Origin of the sequence: Georgenia yuyongxinii (assembly GCF_006352065.1) — a bacterium.
Classification (GTDB): Bacteria; Actinomycetota; Actinomycetes; order Actinomycetales; family Actinomycetaceae; genus Georgenia; species Georgenia yuyongxinii.
This window is the reverse complement of record NZ_CP040915.1, coordinates 3,150,387-3,168,042: the sequence shown is the minus strand read 5'-3', so window position 1 is coordinate 3,168,042 and position 17,656 is coordinate 3,150,387. Positions and strand designations below refer to the sequence as shown.

The 17,656-nt window shown below is 70.9% G+C and carries 14 protein-coding genes; 8 read left to right on the top strand and 6 right to left on the bottom strand.

What is annotated here, in order from left to right; all coding sequences use genetic code 11:
• Positions 1 to 140: 140 nt before the first annotated feature.
• Both FE374_RS19260 and FE374_RS14325 read left to right on the top strand, forming a co-directional pair.
• A complete protein-coding gene (locus FE374_RS19260; RefSeq protein ID WP_168205699.1) occupies positions 141 to 287 on the top strand; it encodes a hypothetical protein in 147 nt (48 codons plus the stop codon).
• Between the two features lie 246 nt (positions 288 to 533).
• Positions 534 to 1,376, top strand: coding sequence for a hypothetical protein (locus FE374_RS14325; RefSeq protein ID WP_139929875.1), 843 nt, complete (start codon positions 534 to 536; stop codon positions 1,374 to 1,376).
• A gap of 62 nt (positions 1,377 to 1,438) precedes the next feature.
• On the opposite strand, the gene FE374_RS14320 is transcribed toward FE374_RS14325, so the two are convergent.
• The 4 genes from FE374_RS14320 to FE374_RS14305 all read right to left on the bottom strand — a co-directional run bounded on the left by FE374_RS14320 (position 1,439) and on the right by FE374_RS14305 (position 8,269).
• Positions 1,439 to 4,132: a hypothetical protein gene (locus tag FE374_RS14320; protein WP_139929874.1), complete on the bottom strand. Its 2,694-nt coding sequence runs from the start codon at positions 4,130 to 4,132 to the stop codon at positions 1,439 to 1,441.
• Positions 4,133 to 4,141: 9 nt separating this feature from the next.
• Positions 4,142 to 5,401: a hypothetical protein gene (locus FE374_RS14315; protein ID WP_139929873.1), complete on the bottom strand. Its 1,260-nt coding sequence runs from the start codon at positions 5,399 to 5,401 to the stop codon at positions 4,142 to 4,144.
• Entirely contained in the window at positions 5,398 to 6,936 is a 1,539-nt protein-coding gene (locus FE374_RS14310; RefSeq protein WP_139929872.1) for a serine/threonine-protein kinase, read from the bottom strand. The genes FE374_RS14315 and FE374_RS14310 overlap by 4 nt, the downstream gene beginning before the upstream one ends.
• A 181-nt stretch (positions 6,937 to 7,117) precedes the next feature.
• Entirely contained in the window at positions 7,118 to 8,269 is a 1,152-nt protein-coding gene (locus FE374_RS14305; RefSeq protein WP_139929871.1) for a GntR family transcriptional regulator, read from the bottom strand.
• A 311-nt stretch (positions 8,270 to 8,580) separates the two neighbouring features.
• On the opposite strand from FE374_RS14305, the gene FE374_RS14300 reads away from it, so the two are divergent.
• From FE374_RS14300 to FE374_RS14285, 4 genes are all read left to right on the top strand, one after another.
• On the top strand, positions 8,581 to 9,882 hold the full coding sequence (locus tag FE374_RS14300) for an ABC transporter substrate-binding protein (RefSeq protein ID WP_168205698.1): 1,302 nt from the start codon (positions 8,581 to 8,583) through the stop codon (positions 9,880 to 9,882).
• Positions 9,883 to 9,960: 78 nt separating this feature from the next.
• Positions 9,961 to 10,845, top strand: coding sequence for a carbohydrate ABC transporter permease (locus FE374_RS14295; RefSeq protein ID WP_139929869.1), 885 nt, complete (start codon positions 9,961 to 9,963; stop codon positions 10,843 to 10,845).
• Complete coding sequence (locus FE374_RS14290; RefSeq protein WP_230978328.1) at positions 10,842 to 11,738, top strand: carbohydrate ABC transporter permease; 897 nt, start codon at positions 10,842 to 10,844, stop codon at positions 11,736 to 11,738. Before FE374_RS14295 ends, FE374_RS14290 begins: the two co-directional genes overlap by 4 nt.
• A gap of 6 nt (positions 11,739 to 11,744) precedes the next feature.
• Entirely contained in the window at positions 11,745 to 13,736 is a 1,992-nt protein-coding gene (locus FE374_RS14285; RefSeq protein WP_139929868.1) for a transketolase family protein, read from the top strand.
• 185 nt (positions 13,737 to 13,921) lie between these two features.
• Here the strand turns inward: FE374_RS14285 and FE374_RS19255 are convergent, their stop codons facing one another.
• Positions 13,922 to 14,062, bottom strand: coding sequence for a hypothetical protein (locus FE374_RS19255; RefSeq protein WP_168205697.1), 141 nt, complete (start codon positions 14,060 to 14,062; stop codon positions 13,922 to 13,924).
• Between the two features lie 76 nt (positions 14,063 to 14,138).
• Between FE374_RS19255 and FE374_RS14280 the strand changes: the two genes are divergently transcribed.
• A complete protein-coding gene (locus FE374_RS14280; protein WP_230978327.1) occupies positions 14,139 to 15,002 on the top strand; it encodes an HAD family hydrolase in 864 nt (287 codons plus the stop codon).
• A gap of 100 nt (positions 15,003 to 15,102) precedes the next feature.
• Here FE374_RS14280 and FE374_RS14275 read toward each other — a convergent pair whose 3' ends face one another.
• Positions 15,103 to 16,233 (bottom strand): heparan-alpha-glucosaminide N-acetyltransferase domain-containing protein, encoded by a 1,131-nt coding sequence (locus FE374_RS14275; RefSeq protein WP_139929867.1) that lies wholly within the window; start codon positions 16,231 to 16,233, stop codon positions 15,103 to 15,105.
• Positions 16,234 to 16,343: 110 nt separating this feature from the next.
• Here FE374_RS14275 and FE374_RS14270 point away from each other — a divergent pair, with 110 nt between their 5' ends.
• Positions 16,344 to 17,639, top strand: a complete 1,296-nt coding sequence (locus FE374_RS14270) for a nucleotide sugar dehydrogenase (protein WP_139929866.1) — start codon at positions 16,344 to 16,346, stop codon at positions 17,637 to 17,639.
• Positions 17,640 to 17,656 lie beyond the last annotated feature (17 nt).

The following is a 17,656-nucleotide window of genomic DNA, read 5'->3' as shown; positions in this document are numbered from 1 at the left end:
GGCACACGAACTACACCTGCGCATCCGAAGAGTTCTGGGTGCCAACCTTGCACGTTCCACAGCGGAGGCGTCCGGGCTCAGCTCGGCCGACGTCGTCGTCGCTGCGGCGTTCATCGCGAACCAGGAGGGCCCGCTTCTTGATGACCAAGCCCAGCACGCTTCCCGCGCACACCTCCGCGCACCTGGGCTGGCTGACCTCGGCGGAGACGAAGACCAACCTGTACCTCTTCGGTGAGGCGGCCGTCTCCGCGCAGGTCGAGGCCGCTATCGAGGCCTCGATCAAGTAGTACGGCTCCGCGCCGGACCTGCCCCGGCGCGCAGCTGACGCGGACCCCGCACCCTGGTGGGTGCGGGGTCCTTCACATCTCTATCGACGGCGCGCCGCTGATCGACGTCATCGCCTGCGGCGGCTGACGGTCTGCGGCAGCGGCCGGCGCCCGGGAGGTGCACCGCGCAGTGCGCTTCGCGGTAACGAGGCAGTAACGCGGGCCCGCGCACGATGGGCCGGGCATCTCCTAGCGGAGGCGATCTCGATGCCGATCTCAGGACCTGAATCGTTCAAGGACGTGACCGGCGGCGACAAGGCGGTCGCGGGGCTGTACGCGTACGCCCAGCTGGACCCGCTGATCGAGCTCGCCTGCCACGTGGCCGCCGACTTCTTCGCGCGCCCCCAGCTGTACGTCAGCCTGGGTGACGAGGACATGCCGGCGCGGCTCGCGCGGCTCAGGAGCCGGGTGGGGCACTCGGAGTGGTACCCGTCCGCCGACCAGCGGCGCGCCATGTACGAGCCCGTCTTCGGCATGGGTTCCGGCGACAGCGACTTCGAACGGCTCAGGGACGGGCTCCTGGCCGCTGCCGCCGCGTTCGCCGAGTGGAGCCAGGCCACCGGCATCCCGATGCTGCGCGCCCGGGTGCGGACCGCGCACCGACCGCTGCGCGAGTACCTCCGCGGGGTCTCGGGTGCGACCGTCGACTGGAGCAGAAAGCGGGCCCTGCCCGCCATCGCCGACAACGAGGCGTATCCCGTGCTCCGTGACCGCGACCTCATCGCCGTCTTCGGGCTGACGGGCACACCCGCGCGTGAGTGGCCATACCAGGAGGACGCGAACGGCGACAAGGTGGTCGAGGAGATCGGGCGGCAGCTCGCGGGCCCCGAGCACCGGCTCACCCGCGAGGGGTTCAGCGCGCTGCAGCGGGTTGCCCTGCGGGGCGCGGAAGCGTTGGCCGCGGTGCTGGCCTTCGACGAGGGCCAGGGTGACGACCGCCTCGACGAGCTCATCACCGCCTGCTACACCTGGCATGCCGCCCTCGAGGCGCGGCACCACACACCCGCCGCCAGCGTGGCCCGCCGCGAGCTGGGGCACGTGCTGCCCTAGCTGTGCCCGGTACACCTCGGGAGGTGTACCGGCGAGCAGGGCGGCCGCTCTGACGCGTCCTGCTACGTCTCCTCGTCCAGATCCAGGATGTCACCGGGCTCGTACGGAGCGCCGACGGGCGCGGGCAGCTGGTGCAGCTGGTTGGTGAAGGGCAGGTCGCCCTTGCTCTCCAGGTACACCAGCGTCGTGGTCAGCCGTGACTGCCAGTGGTCGCCGGGGATCCCGCCGCGCTGCGGTGCGCTGATCTCCCGGACCTCGGTGTCGATCGAGATGTACAGCTTCTTGTCCGGCGTCGGCAGGTCGCCGTTGAGGAACGGGACGCCGGTCATCAGCCAGTTCTTCACCGCACTCTCGAAGCTCGGGCGGGCCGGGACGACGACCCGGGCCGACCCGGCGCGCAGGAACCGCTCGAAGACCGGGTCGTTGGCGGTGACCTCGGAGAGCACCTCCCACCGGCTTCGCGCAGCCCAGAAGTACGGGTAGAAGACGTATGCCAGGTTCGACCACTCGAACGCCTGCTCCAGGAACTGGATGGTCGGAGCGTCGAGGATGGCCTGAGGGATGTCCATGTTGGCGAAGTCGGTCTCCACCCCGGTCGCGTCCTTCTTCCGCGGCTTCAGGGCGGGGCGCCCGGCGAACTCAGCGTCGTCGAGGAGCCAGGCGATCACGCTGCGCTTGAGCTCCTCGAGGATGACCTGCTCGTTGCGCTGGCTGCTGCCGGCATCGGCCGCCGCGCTCTCGCCGAGCAGCTGCCCCCGCACCTGGCGGGACTCGTAGTCGCGCTTCCACTGCGACCAGGCTGCGAACAGGGCGTCGTACACGCTGAGCCGCCACGCGTGCTGGGCGGACGAGGTCGGAACGCACTTCACCGCGAAGGTGACGGTGCACGTCAGCAGCCCCAAGGTTGTCAGGGCGACCTTCAGCACGTTCTGAGCACCGGACAGCGGCGCGGTGACCGGGTTGGGATGCAGCCCGGCGTCGGATCCGATCGGCAGGAACGACCGCCCGTACGGTGGCTCACCTCGCTGCACCGCGTTGGCGACGCCGATGTCCTTGACGTTGCCGTGGGTGGCCAGGAAGCGCAGCGGGCCGTACCAGATCCCGCCGTTCCAGAAGAAGTGGCTCTCGCTGCCGACGGCGACGGCGGCGAAGGCCGAACGCACGCCCTTGACCTCCTTGCCGGTCTCGTCCGTCCATTCCCCGGCGGCCGGGAACCCCTCGCCCTCGAAGGAGACCGACGACGTGGCGTAGTCCGTCGGTATCGGGATGTCGAGCTCCTTCGCGCCGGTCGGGGGATTCCACGGCTTGCCGCTCCCGGGCGCCGGCGCGGCCGTCTCCACCGTGACGGTCCGCACCACGGTCACCGTCGGTTCGAGCGGAGGCGGCACGTTCGTGGCGTGGTAGGTCTTCGCGAGCGTGATGAGGTCCTCGGCCTTGATGGCGTCCGCGGTGAGGGTCCATTCGGGCGGGGCGTCCACCGCGGTGGCTGCGGCCTCCTGGCGGTCGCGCCGCCACCGGTAGAACTCGGCCGGCTCGGGGATCTGGAACTCGAGCTGGAGGCGATCGGTGTACCGGAAGAGCTGGTAGGTGTCGATGCGGTCGACCCAGCGGTAGACGCCGTGGACGTGCTTGTCGGTGCTGTTGCGCAACGCGTAGGTGTAGCCCTCCTCGGTGCGGGCCAGCTCGCGGCGCATCCGGGTCTCGCGGGTCAGCGACTCCACCCGGCTGGTGGCCCGGGCGACCGCCTCGCGTGCGATCTTGCTCGACTGCTGGTCGCTGCGTTGCAGCGTCAGCCCGGCGTCGACGCCGCCGCTGATGCGGGCGGTGACCACGGGGTAGCGGTACTCCGCGGAGACCTCGGCGTGGCCGTTGATGGTCACCCCCAGCTGGTTGGAGACCGAGGCGGTGAGCTCGCTGGTCTGCTTCGCCTCCGACTCCGTCTCGGTCTCCTCGCGCCGTTCGGTCAGCGCCGTGGTCGTCGTCTCCGTCTCCCGGGTGGACATCTCGTGCTGGCTGAAGCTCTCCCCGGCCATCACGTTGCGGACGTTCGCGACCTCCCCGGCGACGTAGCCGGCCCACTCGCGCCGCACCACCTGCAGGTCACGGACGGTGGTCTCCCGGATGAGCTTGATCTTCGGTGCAGGGGCCAGGACGGCGTCGGCCAGCCCGGGGATGACCAACGGACGTCGGTGGAGGAGGTCGTAAATCTGCTCCGCCCGCATCTTCGGGTGACGGAGCAGCTCGCACAGTGCGTGGGCGACGAGCGCCAGTCGCGTCAGCCGGTGCGCGCGCTCGTAGTCCGGTGGGTTGGCGGAAAGGGTCGTGATCAGCGCCTGGCGCACGAGCACCCGGGCGATAGGGAATATCACCGTGGCGTCGGTCGTGCCGCCGGTCGCCAGCTTCCAGTCCACGGCATCGAGCTCGTGCACCTTGACCTCGCGCTGCACCACGGCGACCAGGCCGGCCGCGTCGAGCCGGTCGTCGGCCGCGGTGAGGGCGCGCTCGCAGGCCCGGACGAGAGCATGGATGCGGGCGATGAGGGACGCGTCGGCGACGTTGTCGTACTCGCGCAGCGGGTCCCACGCCGGGTCGCCCAGGCCGGGCGGCATCGACTCCCCCGAGAGGATGAGTGGCGGGGGGACGTGGGTCATCACCCCGGCCGGCCGTGGCAGGACGAACGAGGGTTCGAGCCGGATCAACCGTTCCGGTTCGACGGTGCGCGCCGGCCGGATGGCCGCGAACTCGGCGATGTCCATGGGGTGTCCTCAGGGGCCGACCGTCACGAGCTTGACGGCGCTCTCCGCGACCGAGATCGCGAGGTGGGTGAACTGGCTGACCGTCATGTCGAGGACGATCTCGGTGACCGGATAGCCCAGCGCCGCCAGATCTGCGAGATCCTGCGCCGGGGTGACGCTCCCGGCGGCGTTGAGGAGGTAGAGCCGGGTGCTCACCTCCGGCCGGCTGGCGAGCGTGTACGCCTCGGTCAGGCCCGTGGTGCTCGAGCGGAACTCCAGGGAGGCGACACCGGGGGCGGCCCCGCGCTCGAGACCGATGGCCCGGAACACGTCGTTGGCGCTCTGGCCGGCCCCCTCGCTGAAGGTGGCGATCTTGACCTGGCCGCGCATGGTGTCGTAGACCACCTTGTTGGCGTGGTCGACGATCACGATCATCGCGTCCGCACCCTCGCGCCCGTTGACCCGCAGGCCGTGCGCGGCCTGCGTCAGGTACTCGACGGTGTGCCCGGGCCCCAGCTGCGCGGCGATCGCCCAGGCGCGGGCGAGCTCCTTCTCCACCTCGCCGAGCCAGACCCGGTTCCCGAGCGCATAGGCCTCCCCGAGCTCGCCACGGATCTTCGACAGATACCCCCACAGCTTCAGGCGCCGCTCGACCGTGCTCAGGCCCTTGCGCCGCAGCACGGCTGCCATCGCGTCGGCCTGCTGGGCCGCGACGGCGGCGGCCCGCTCCAGCCCCGCGGGTGCGCCCGCCACGGCTCGGTAGCGCCGCCACAGACGGGCGAGCAGCGGGTCACCAGCGTCGACCAGGGTGGCCATGCGGCCGAGCACCTTCGAGGCGGTCGTGGGCGCCGGCGTGTGGAGCAGGTGCTTGCCGGCGGCCTTGACCGCCGCCGCGTCCTTGAGGTCGCGTGCCTCTCGGGCTGCCGCTGCGACACCGTCCGAGAAGGCCTCGGCGAACCCGCTCTCGCGGCTGAGCAGGGCCAGCATCGCCCGCTCGAGCTCCACCGCCGTGCGCAGCCGCTCGGGGCCGTCCGCAATCGTCTCGGCACGCTCGGCGAGCCGCCGCACGGCCGCCCACGCCTCGCCGGACGCGGACTCGGTGAGCACGGTGTTGCTCGCGGTCCGCAGCACCCGGTCGACCAGCTGGACGTCGCGCGCGGCCGCCTTGCCGAACCGGGCGAGCAGCGCGGCGAACGGACGCAGCCCCGCGCCGTGGCTGCGCATCTCGAACTTCACCGCCGCGGCGGAGACCGGCTCGGCGGCGAGCGACGCCAGGCCGGCCGGCTTCACGGTGACACCAGCTCAGCCGCCGCGGTGGCCGCCGACGCGCTGCGGAACGCGCGTGCGGCCGCGACGGCGTCCATCACGCCCTTGACGTCGAGCACCGAGAAGACGACGCCGACCACGATGCCGAGGTAGCCGGGCGCGGCGGCCACGGCCTTGCCGGGATCCAGCACGGCGTTGAAGGCGTCCTCCTGCTCCGCGCGCCTGAAGTAGTCCTCCAGGGTCTCGGCCGCACCCAGCACGGCGCTGGCCACCGCGAACGCCAAGGCGACGGGCGGGGCCGCGGCCGTGAGCCCCGCGGCGATGGACAGGGCCCCCGCGACGAGGTTGAGCGTGGCCAGCGCGGACATCCCCGACACGTCGTCCAGCTCGTCCGCGGCCGCGCGGAAGGCGATCGAGGGGCCGTCGACCTGCTGGGCGTCCAGGGCGCGGGCGACGAGCGGTGCGTAGCGCCACACCTTGTGCGGATCGCTCACCAGGGCGGCGTTGAAGCCGGCATTCGCCCGGTCGGCCCGCTGCAGGGTGCGGAAGATGGCGTTCTGCAGGTCGGCGATGGCTCGCGCATTCCCGCTCGCCTCCGCGACGGACTGCCGTTCACCGCGGCGAGGCGCCGTGGTGAGGGTGGATCCGCCGTCGGCCGGGACGGCGACGATGCCGGCGGGCAGCGGGTGGTCTCGCCAGACGCGGTACAGGATCGGGAAGCCGGCGGCCTCCGCCGCCACCACCACGGCCAGGTCCTGTGCGGCGGCCTCGACCGCCAGTGCACCCGGCGCTCGCGGGCCGCCGGCGGCGGTGGTCCGCACCAGGGCGTGGACGGCACCCTCGAGCGCGCGGAGCTGTTCGTGGATCCGCCGCAGGGCACCCGCCAGTGCGGCGACATCCGGACCACGCAGCACCACCTCGGACAACGGGCCGTCCCAGCCGAGGATCTGCCGGGCGTCGGCGCCGGGCGCCGAGGCGATGTCGAGGTACCGCTCCGCCTCGCGATGGATCTCTGCCCGCGCCGCCTGAAGGTCGTGGTCGGCCAGCGCCAAGGCCGTCTGTTCGGTGGCGGACAGGGTGGCTCGGGCACGTCTGAGCACGTCCCGTATCGCGTTGTCACAAGCGACGTAGGTTCGCCGCCCGGCCTCCAACGCCTCCTGGGAGTTGCTGAACGGGACGAGGTTGCGGAACGGGGAACCGGGCAGATCGTGGCCGGTGGCGTACACGGTCTCGCTGTAGGCGATGCTGGCCAGCAGATGACGCGCGCCGTCCTCCCCGCCCCCGACGTACAGGTCGTCGACCTCACGCCGCATCATCTTCGCCAGGGCGGTCGGCTCCGGCCACGGGAAGTGGAGGGGGACGAGGTCCTGGTTCAGTGTGCGGGGGTCGTAGGCCGCGCCCCGTGGCCACAGGTGTGCGGTGAAGACCGACCCGGCGCGGGCCCGCGTCTGGGTGGGGGCGGCGTCGAGCTCCTCGGCGATGCGCCGGAGCTCGCGATCGGCCAGGGCCTCGCTCTCGGCGTCCGTGCCGGCGGCGCAGACGCGGAAGATCTCGGGCATGACGCTTCGTGGGCCCGGTGTCGCGTTCATCGTGACCTCAGAGCATGGTCACGACGTCGTCACCTCGATGTTATCGCGGCGTTATCGCCGACCTCCGGCCACACACCCGCAGGTGCTCGCAGATCGATACCAGCGCCACGACCAGGCCTCGACCGACGGGTGGGTGGGGCGTGACGGTCGACTAGACCGGCGCCACCCCGGTCGAGGCGCGCACCACCAGCTGGGAGGGCACCGTGACCTCCACCGCGCCGATGTCCTCACCGGCGTGGATGCTGCGCATGAGCAGGTCCACCGCCGAGCGGCCGACCCGGTCGGGGTCCACCGCCACGGAGGTCAGGGTCGGGGTGAGCATAGAGCTGAAGGGGATGTCGTCGCAGCCGATCACGCTGACGTCGTCGGGCACCGCCAGGCCCCGCTCCACGAGCCGGGAGATGAGCCCGAAGGCGATGAGGTCGTTGTGGGCGACGACGGCTGTCACCTTCGACGCGACGACGACGTCCGCGGCCGCGAACCCGCCGCGGTGGTTGGGTTCCACGTGTGCGAGCTCGCTCAGCTGGCAGCCGAACTCGGTGGCCGCGGCCCGTAGGCTCGCCGCGATCGTCCGCCCGGCGCGGGAGGCCTCCGGGCCGCCGATGTAGCCCAGGTCCCGGTGGCCCAGGGCTGCCAGGTGCGCCACCGCCTGCCGCATCCCGAGCGCGACGTCGACGTTCACGCTCGCCAGTCCGGGGAGCTGACGGTTGATCAGCACCACGTTCTCCATGCCGGCCAGGACGCCGTGCAGATCCTCGTCGCCGGCGCGGGGGGCGACGGCGATCACGCCGTCCACCTGCTCGCTCATACGTTGCAGCGTGCTCAGCTCGGTGGCCGGGTCCTCGTCGGTGTCCGCCATGAGGAGGAAGTACCCGAGCTGGCGGGCGCGGCGCTCGATCACCTGCGCGATGCCGGAGAAGAACGGGTTGGAGAAGTCGGGGACGGCGAGGCCCACGGTGCCGGTGAGGGCCGTGGCGCCGTCGTCAGCAGTTCCCGCGAGCCCCGGACGGCGAGGAGCGGCCACGGACGGCCGGAGCTCGGGCGAGACGATCTGCGTGCCCACCCCGCGCTGGCGAGCCACCAGGCCCTTGTCGACCAGCTCCTGGATGCCCTGGCGGACGGTGGGCCGTGACAGGCCCAGCCGCGCGGCCAGGCCCACCTCGGCCTCCAGCCGGGACCCGGGGGCGAGGGCCCCCTCCATGATCGCGGTCTCCATGGCGTCGGCGAGCTGGAGGTACAGCGGGGTGGTCGACGACCTGTCGAGCTCGATCGGTAGATGTGATGCGTGCTGCTGAGTCTCCATGGCTGGCGGTGCCCATCCGTTCGCGTGCTGCGCTGCTTCGCGGCGCCGGACCTCTGCGTCCGGATTGTGTCAGACCTTACAACACACGTAATGTCCGGACAATGCCGTGACACTGCCGAGATCGAAGGCGACCAGTGAAAATACAGACATTCCCGGTGATCCGCCCAGGGTGTCGGTGCATCCCGTTTCGGCCTTCTGTCGATTGTTTTGACATGTCAGTGACAACTTCCCTAACCTGGCGGCGCTCCACAGTTCGTGGGGCTGCTCACACAGTCGTGGGGCTGCACATTGCCGACAACGAGGAAGTTGCGATGAGAAGCACGAGAGTGATTGCGGTGCTCGGGACCACCGTTCTGGCCGGCGGGCTCGCCGCCTGCGGGACGAGCGGCGCCGCGAACGAGGGCGGGGAAACCTCCAGCCTTCAGGTCATGATGTCGCCGCACTCGATCACCGACATGATCGAGGAGAGGCTCCCGGAGTTCGAGGAGGCGACCGGGATCGACGTCGAGATCACCAGCCTCAACGAGGACCAGGTCTCCCAGCAGCTGCGCGTGGAGTTCGGCTCCGGCAACAGCGAGACCGACGTCTTCCTCTACCGCCCGCCGCAGGACTCCGCACAGTTCGTCAACAACGCCTGGATCGCGGACCTCACCGACAAGGTCGAGGGCGACGCCGAGTTCGACTGGAACGACTTCGGTGCCCCCACCCGCGAGGCGGTCACCTCCACGGAGGGCAACGTCATCGCCGTCCCCGTGGCGACCGCCCGCCAGATGCTCTTCTACCGCACCGACCTCTTCGCGGAGGCCGGCATCGAGAACGTGCCCACCACCCTCGAGGAGCTCGAGGCGACCGCCGCCAAGCTGGACGGCGACGACGTCGCCGGCATCTGCCTGCGCGGCCAGCGTGCCCAGGCGGTCACCACCTTCGGCCAGTTCCTCTACGCCTTCGACGGCGACTGGAACGACGGCGGCGCGCCGTACGGCGACGCCACCATCGACAGCCCCGAGGCGATCGAGGCCCTGGAGTACTACGGCAACCTCGTGAGCAACTACGGCCCCGACGGCGTGCTGAACATGTCCTGGGCCGAGTGCAGCGCGCTGTTCTCCCAGGGCAAGCTCGCCATGTACATCGAGGGCGACGACCGCTGGCCCGAGTTCACCGACCCGGAGAAGTCCACCCTGACCACCGAGCAGGTGGGCTACGCGCCGTCGCCCGCGAAGACCTCCGTGGTCACCCCGCAGGCCTTCGGCATGGCCGCGGGCAGCGACAACCCCGACGGCGCGTGGGAGTTCATCCGCTGGGCCACCAGCAAGGAGATGGCCGCCGAGATGCAGGCCGCGGGCGTCATGGGCGCGCGTGACTCGGCGTGGGAGTCGGAGCAGACGGCCGAGAAGTTCCCGGCCGACGTCGTGACCGCCGTCCAGGACGGCAACGCCAACGGCGTGCCCTACGACCGCCCGCGCATCGTCAGCGTCGGCGAGGCCCGCGACGCCATCGGCGGCGCGCTCGTCACGGCCATCGAGGGCGGCGACGTCGCCGCGGCCGCCAAGACCGCGAACGAGGCCTTCCAGCAGCTCATCGACTCGGAGAAGACGGAGTTCGGGCTGGAGTAGCCGCCCGACCACCCGACCGAGAACGAGACATGGGGGGCGTCACGACCCCGGCCGTGACGCCCCCCAGATCGAGGAAACATGTCCACGTGGCTCAACAAGCACATCAAGCACGTCTTCATCGCCCCGGCGCTGCTCCTGACGCTGGCCCTGCTCGTGTTCCCGCTGGCCTACACGCTCTACATGAGCCTGACCACGTGGAGCGGCAGCGCCGTCAAGGCACCGACGTTCGTCGGCGTGACCAACTTCGTCAAGCTGCTCACCACCGATGCCCGGTTCATGGCGGCAGCCGGCCGCACGCTGCTGTTCACCTTCGTGACCGTCGCGGTGGAGATCGCCCTGGGCTACGCCATCGCGCTGCTGCTGCGTAAGCCGTTCAAGGGCGAACGCGTCACCCGCACCCTGATCCTCCTGCCCGTGGTCGCCACGCCCGTGGCCATCTCCATGGCGTGGATGATCATCTACGACCCCAACATCGGGGTGGCGAACCAGCTCTTCCAGGCGATCGGCCTGCAGACCCAGCAGTTCCTCGCCGACCCGCAGGGCGCGCTGTGGTGGCTGATGGTGGTGGACGTGTGGCAGTGGACGCCGATGATCGCCCTGATCCTCCTGGCCGGCCTGACCTCGCTGCCCGAGGAGCCCTACGAGGCGGCCCTCGTGGACGGTGCGACGGCGTGGCAGCGGTTCCGCTTCATCACCTTCCCGCTGATGATCCCGGCAATGTTCGCCGCCATCGTGCTGCGCCTCGTCGACTCGTTGAAGACCTTCGACATCATCTACGCCACCACCAAGGGCGGGCCGGGGTACGCCACGGAGACCCTGAACACCTACGGCTTCATGCAGGCGTTCGAGTACACCAACTTCGGGATGGCCTCCGCCGTCATCATGCTGTTCATCCTCATCGTCCTCGTGATCACGCTGATCACCTCGAAGGGCAACGAGATGGCCGGGAGGACCCTCAAGTGACCGCCATCCAGGACCGTCCCCGCACCGCTGTCGAGCCGGCAGCCGTCACCTCGCCCGCCCCGATACGGACCGGCTTCCGCCGTGCCAAGCACCGCGCCGACCTCATCCGGACCGTGCTCATCGTGCTCGTCGCGGTGGTGTGCGTGTTCCCGATCGTGTGGATGATCGTCTCGTCGCTGAAGGCGAACGTCGACATCTACAACCCGGACAAGCTGCTCGCCTTCACGCCCACGCTGCAGAACTACGGCACCGTGCTGACGGAGTCGAACATTCCCGAGGCCGCTCAGCACTCGGTGATCGTCGCCGTCGGCGCCACCCTGGTGTCCCTGGTGATCGGCCTGCCCGCCGCGTACGCCATCGCCCGCTACAGCCTGCGCCGCACCGGCGTGGTGCTGCTGCTCGTGCGCATGCTCCCCGGCATCACCTACCTCGTGCCGTGGTACATCATCCTGACCAAGCTCGGGCTGGTGGGCAGCTACTTCTCGCTCATCGTGAGCCACCTCGTCATCACCATGCCGATGGTGGTGTGGATCATGATCAGCTTCTTCGAGAACGTCTCGATCGAGCTCGAGGAGGCCGCCCGGGTGGACGGGCTCACCCGCATCGGCGCGTTCTTCCGCATCGTCCTGCCCCTGTCGAAGCCAGGCATCGCGACCGCGGCGCTGCTGTCGTTCATCTTCTCGTGGAACCAGTTCCTGTTCTCGATGATCCTCGGCGCCTCCCAGAAGAAGACGCTGCCCGTGGCCCTCTTCGACTTCATCGGCTACGCCAGCATCGACTGGGGCGGCCTCATGGCGGCGGCCGTCCTGATGACGCTGCCCGTCTTCGTCTTCTCACTCTTCGCACAGAAGCACATCGTGGCGGGCCTGTCCGCCGGTGCTACGAAAGGCTGATTCTCGATGCTGGCCGAACCCACGACCATCTCGCTCCACCCGCACCACTGCTCCGACGTCGAGGCCCTGTCCGTCAACACCGCCCGCATGCTGGCGATGGACCAGGTCGCCATCGCCAAGTCCGGCCACTACGGCTTCCCGCTGGGTGCCGGCGCCATCGTGCACACCCTCTTCGCCCACCACCTCCGGTTCAACCCTGAGGACCCGGCCTGGCTCAACCGCGACCGGTTCGTCCTGTCGGCCGGGCACGGCAGCGCGATGCTTTACGCCGCGCTCCATCTCGCCGGGTACGACCTGTCCGTGGAGGACCTGCGCGACTTCCGGCAGTGGGGCTCCAAGACGCCCGGCCACCCCGAGCGGGGCGACACGCCCGGCGTGGAGGTCACCACCGGCCCGCTGGGCCAGGGGGTGGCGAATGCCGTCGGGCTCGCCATCGCCGAGGAGTACCTGCGATCACGGCTCGGGCCGAACGTCGTCGACCACCGCACCTGGGTGCTCGCCTCGGACGGTGACCTCATGGAGGGCATCGCCTACGAAGCCGCGGCGATCGCGGGCAAGCTCGAGCTGTCCCACCTGTGCGTGGTCTACGACGACAACGACGTGGTGATCGACTCCCGCGCCTCGGAGACCATGGACAGCGACGGCATCGTCGAGGCGTTCCGGGCGCTGGGATGGCACGTGGTCGACGCCGTCGACGGCATGGACGTCGGCGGGCTGAGCCGGGCGTTCACCGAGGCGGCCGCCGAGTCGCAGCGGCCGACCCTGGTGCGCGTGCGCACGACCATCGGCGCCGGGTCGCCGTTGACGGACGACCGGCTGAGCCACTCCGGGGCGCCCAGCGCCGCCGACCTGGCGGCCACTCGCGCCCATCTCGGGCTGGACGGGTATGCACCGTTCGAGGTGCCCGCCGAGGTCGCCCAGTTCTGGGCGGCTGTGCGGGAAGGCAACAAGGCCGTGTACGACGCCTGGGAGACGCGCACTGCGTGCGCGGGCGGCGCGGAGTCGCTGCTGAGCCCGGAGGAGATGGTGGCCGCGTGCGTCGAGGTGCTTGAGGTGCTCGAGGCGCCCGCCGGCGCGGAGGCCACCCGGGCGTCGTCGGGCGCCGTGCTCGACGCGATCGCCCCGTACGCCCCGTTCCTGCTGGGGGGCTCGGCCGACCTCGCCGGGGCCACCTTCGCGCGGCTCTCGGACGGCGGGGTGTTCGGGCCGGCGGAGCGGGCCGGGCAGAACATCCGGTTCGGGGTCCGCGAGCACGCCATGGGCGCGATCGCCAACGGCATCACGATGCACTCGGTGCTCCGCGGCTTCGGCGGCACCTTCCTGATGTTCGCCACCTACCAGGCCAACGCCCTGCGGATGGCGGCGCTGCAGGAGTGCCCGTCCATCCACATCTTCAGCCACGACTCGGTGCTGCTGGGGGAGGACGGCCCCACGCACCAGCCGGTGGAGGTGTTGCCCTTCCTGAGGTCGATCCCGCACATGCAGGTGCTCCGGCCGGCGGACTTCTACGAGACCAAGGTGGCGTGGAAGCTCGCGTTGCAGGAGCAGAACCGTCCCACCTGCCTGGTGCTCTCCCGCTCCGACCTGCCGCAGCTGGACCACTCGGTGCAGGTCGGCTCGGCTGAGGACGGCGCCTACCTGCTGGTGCCGGTAGAGGACCCCGAGGTGGTGCTCATCGCCACCGGCAGCGAGACCCACCTGGCCGTGGAGGCTGCCCGGACGTGCGGCCGGCGCGCCGCGGTGGTCTCGGTGCTCGACGTCGAGCGGTTCTCGACCCTGCCGACCGAGGCCCTCGAGCGGCTCGCCCCGGCCGCGGTGCCGCGGGTGGTGGTCGAGGCCGCGCACCCGATGTCCTGGTACCGCGTGCTGCGGCCGACGGACCGGTGCGTCGGCGTGACGGACTTCGGGGCCTCAGCACCCGCCGAGGTGATCGCGGAGCGGTACGGGTTCACCGTCGAGCACCTCACCGACGTCGTCGACGAGGTGCTGAGGGGTTAGGAGCTTCACGCCCGGCGGTGACCGCCTGGCAGGGCCTTCTCCACACGATCGGGGAGCTTTCGTCAGGGCATACCTGACGAAAGCTCCCCGATCCGTTCGTCCGGGTGCCGATGGCGACACGGTGGCCTCGGGCGTGGTGCGGGCCCCGTGTGAGAGTCCCCGCCCGCGCGGCTAGCCCGCCAGGTTCACCCCGACACCGTCGACCCGACCAGCCAGACCTCGTCACCGCCGACGGCGTAGCGACCGCCGGTGGTGACGTCGGCGTGGTGCACGCTTTCCATCTCGGCGGTCAACTGCAGGGAGATTTCCTGGAGTGCCCGGTGCATGCGAGACTGTTGAACGGCGTAAACGAGGAGAATCTTGGCGGAAATGAATGTGGCCGGCGCCCCCACCTACCGTTTGGTGGCAACCGATATCGACGGCACGATCCTTCCCCATGGCGGCACCATCTCCGCCCGGACGCGAAAAGCGCTGGCAGCCTGCACGGACGCCGGAACCCACGTCGTCCTCGCCACCGGCAGGCCGCCGCGGTGGGTGACACCGATCCTCGAGGCGACAGGGCACCGCGGCACGGTGATCGCCGCGAACGGCGCAGTGGTCATAGATTCGGCCCGCAGGATGCTGACCCGCCATCGCCTCACCGCAGCCACCGTCCACGAAGTGGTCGATGCGTTGCGGCGTCGCGTCCGGGACGTGCTCTTCGCGATCGAGACACCGCACGAGTTCCGTGCGGAGGCCGGCTACCGCGCTGTCCGCGGCGGGGTGCACGTGGAGAGCCTGGCGCCGCGTACCGTGGCGGCGATGCCCGAGGCGCCTCGTATCGAGCAGCTCCTCGACGACGAGCCGATCATCAAGGTTGTCGCGCTGAGCGCCACGCTGAGCCCCGACGAGCTGCTCGCCGTCGGCCGGGAGGCCGTTGGCGACCTTGCGGTTCCCACCCACTCCAGCACAGGTCTCGCACTGCTCGAGCTCGGTCCGCGAGACGTCTCGAAAGCCTCGACACTGGCCGCCCTCGCAAGCTCCCTTGGGGTGCACCACACGGAGGTCATCGCCTTCGGGGACATGCCCAACGACGTGGAGATGCTCGCCTGGGCAGGCGCCGGCTACGCGATGCAAGGTGGGCACCCCGAGGCCATCGCGGCGGCCGCGCACCTCGCGCCGGCGGCCGCCGAGGACGGGGTGGCTCAGGTGCTCGAGCGGGAGGTGCTCAAGCCCCTCGGGCCCTCCGACGATTCCCGTCTCCCGGCGGTCCCGTTCGTGAGGTGAACCGCGATGCTGGCAAGTACGCGTCGGTGTGTTTCATGAGTGCGGTAGTGCACACTTCACACGCGACCGGAAATGCAGAGAATAGAATCTCGACGGGCTCTCACGCGCGCACATAGATCCGCCACCGGTGCAGCACGAGGGCGAGCAGCCACCAGGCGGCGACCGAGAGCAAGGCGAACTCCAGGCGCGGGTCCCCGTCCCGGCTGACGGCGTCGGCGATGCGCACCGCCGCCGACGGCTCCCCGCCCCTGCGGAGGAGCAGCGCAAGCACCGCGCTGGACCCGAAGTAGACGAGCAGGCTGTTGCGGCCCACCGCGACAAGCGGCACCGCCAGCCGCACCCGCACGGTCGCCCACCACGCCGGCGCGGGACCGTCATGCAGGGCAAGGCCGACGGCGACCAGGAGGATCCCTGCGGCGGCGGTGGTGAGCGCGAAGCTGGGTGTCCACAGCCGCTTCATCGGCTCCACCCACTGCGCCAGCGCGGCCCCGGCGCCGAAGCACCCGGCTGCCCATGCGAGCAGGTACAGCGGCGCGAGCGGGGCCCGCCGGTACCGCGCGACCAGATGTCCGGCGGTGACCCCGGCGGCCGCGGTCACGAAGGCGCCGGCGATGGCGACGACGCCCTCGGGGTCGTGGCCGAGCGCGCCCTGGGCGTACATGTGCGCGCCGAACAGCGCACCGTCGATCGTTCGTGACGGGTTGCATCCCGGCGTCAGCTCACCACCGCACCGGCCCGCCCACGCAGCCAGGGCGACGGCGTGGCCGACGGCGGCGAGCAGGGTGAGGACCGCCCAGGCGCGGGCCGTGCGGATGACCCGGTGCAGCGGCGCGATGACGAGCACGAGCACGGCGAAGACCTGCAACGGGCCGGTGACGCGGAACGTCGCCCAGGTGACCTCCGCCGTCGTCGCCACGTTGTAGGCCAGCCCGGCCAGCAGCAGGACCAGCACCTGCCTGGCCGTGCGGCGGGCCGGGACCTCGTTCTGGTACGCCAACGCCATGCCGCAGCCCGCCAGCAGCACGAACAACGGGAAGATCAGGTCATAGGCCGTCACGCCGGTCCACTCCGCGTGCACGAGCTGCGCGGGCCGCGGCGCTAGGACCGACTCGGTGCCGACCAGGACGAGGGCGACGAGCCCGCGGGCCCAGTCCAGACCGGTGAGCCGCCCGGGCCGGCCGGGGCCGCGGTCGGCGCCCAGCGCCGTCGCCCTCGTCCCAGCGGACCGCATACGCCGCAGCGTACGTGGGGCCTCGGTCACAGGCCGGGCCGGGGGCCGAAGATTATGCTGTCAAACGCGTCCGCCGCGTCTGTGGCGCCACCGACCACCTGAGGAGCTCCATGCGTATTGCCGTCGTCGCCCTGGGCAAGATCGGCCTGCCCCTGGCCGTCCAGTTCGCGGACGCCGGGCACGAGGTCATCGGCGTGGACGTGCAGCAGCAGATCGTCGACCTCGTCAACGCCGGCACCGAGCCGTTCCCCGGCGAGGCCCACCTGCAGGACAAGCTCGGCGAGCTCGTCCCGGCCGGGCGGTTGAAGGCGACCACGGACTACGCAGCGGCCATTCCCGGCGCGGACGCCGTCGTCGTCGTGGTCCCGCTGTTCGTCGACGACGCCACGTGGGAACCGGACTTCGCCTGGATGGACGCCGCCACCCGGTCCCTCGCCGAGCACCTCACGCCGGGCACGCTGATCTCCTACGAGACCACGCTGCCCGTCGGGACCACGCGGAGCCGGTGGAAGCCGCTCATCGAGGAGCTCTCCGGGTTGCGCGAGGGGGAGGACTTCCACCTGGTCTTCTCCCCGGAGCGGGTGCTCACGGGGCGGGTGTTCCAGGACCTGCGCCGCTACCCCAAGCTGGTCGGCGGGCTGTCCGACGCCGGCACCGCCCGGGCGGTGGAGTTCTACGAGTCGGTGCTGACCTTCGACGAGCGTGCGGACCTGCCGCGGCCGAACGGGGTGTGGGACATGGGGACGGCCGAGGCCGCGGAGATGGCCAAGCTGGCCGAGACCACCTACCGGGACGTCAACATCGGCCTGGCCAACCAGTTCGCGCTGTTCGCGGACAAGGCCGGCATCGACGTGTACAAGGTCATCGAGGCCTGCAACTCCCAGCCGTACTCGCACATCCATCGCCCCGGCATCGCCGTCGGCGGGCACTGCATCCCGGTCTACCCGCGCCTGTACCTGTCCACCGACCCCGACGCCTCGATCGTGCGCATGGCGCGGCAGTCGAATGCCGCCATGCCGCAGTACGTGGTGGACCGGGCCGCCGAGGTGCTCGGCGACCTGAGCGGGCTGCGCGCCGTCGTGCTCGGCGCTTCCTACCGCGGTCGGGTCAAGGAGACGGCGTTCTCCGGGGTGTTCGCCACGGTGGACGCGCTGCGGGCGCGCGGTGCGGAGGTGGCCGTGCACGACCCGATGTTCTCCGACGACGAGCTCGCCGGGTTCGGCTGGACGCCGTACCACCTCGCCGAGCCGGTGGACCTGGCGATCGTGCAGGCCGACCACCCCGAGTACGCCGACCTGACCCCGGCGGACCTGCCCGGGGTGCGGCTCCTCTTCGACGGGCGTCGGGTGACCGATGCCGCGCGGTGGGCGGGCACGCCGCGGCTGACGGTGGGCGGCGGGGCCTGAGTCGCCCGACACCTCGC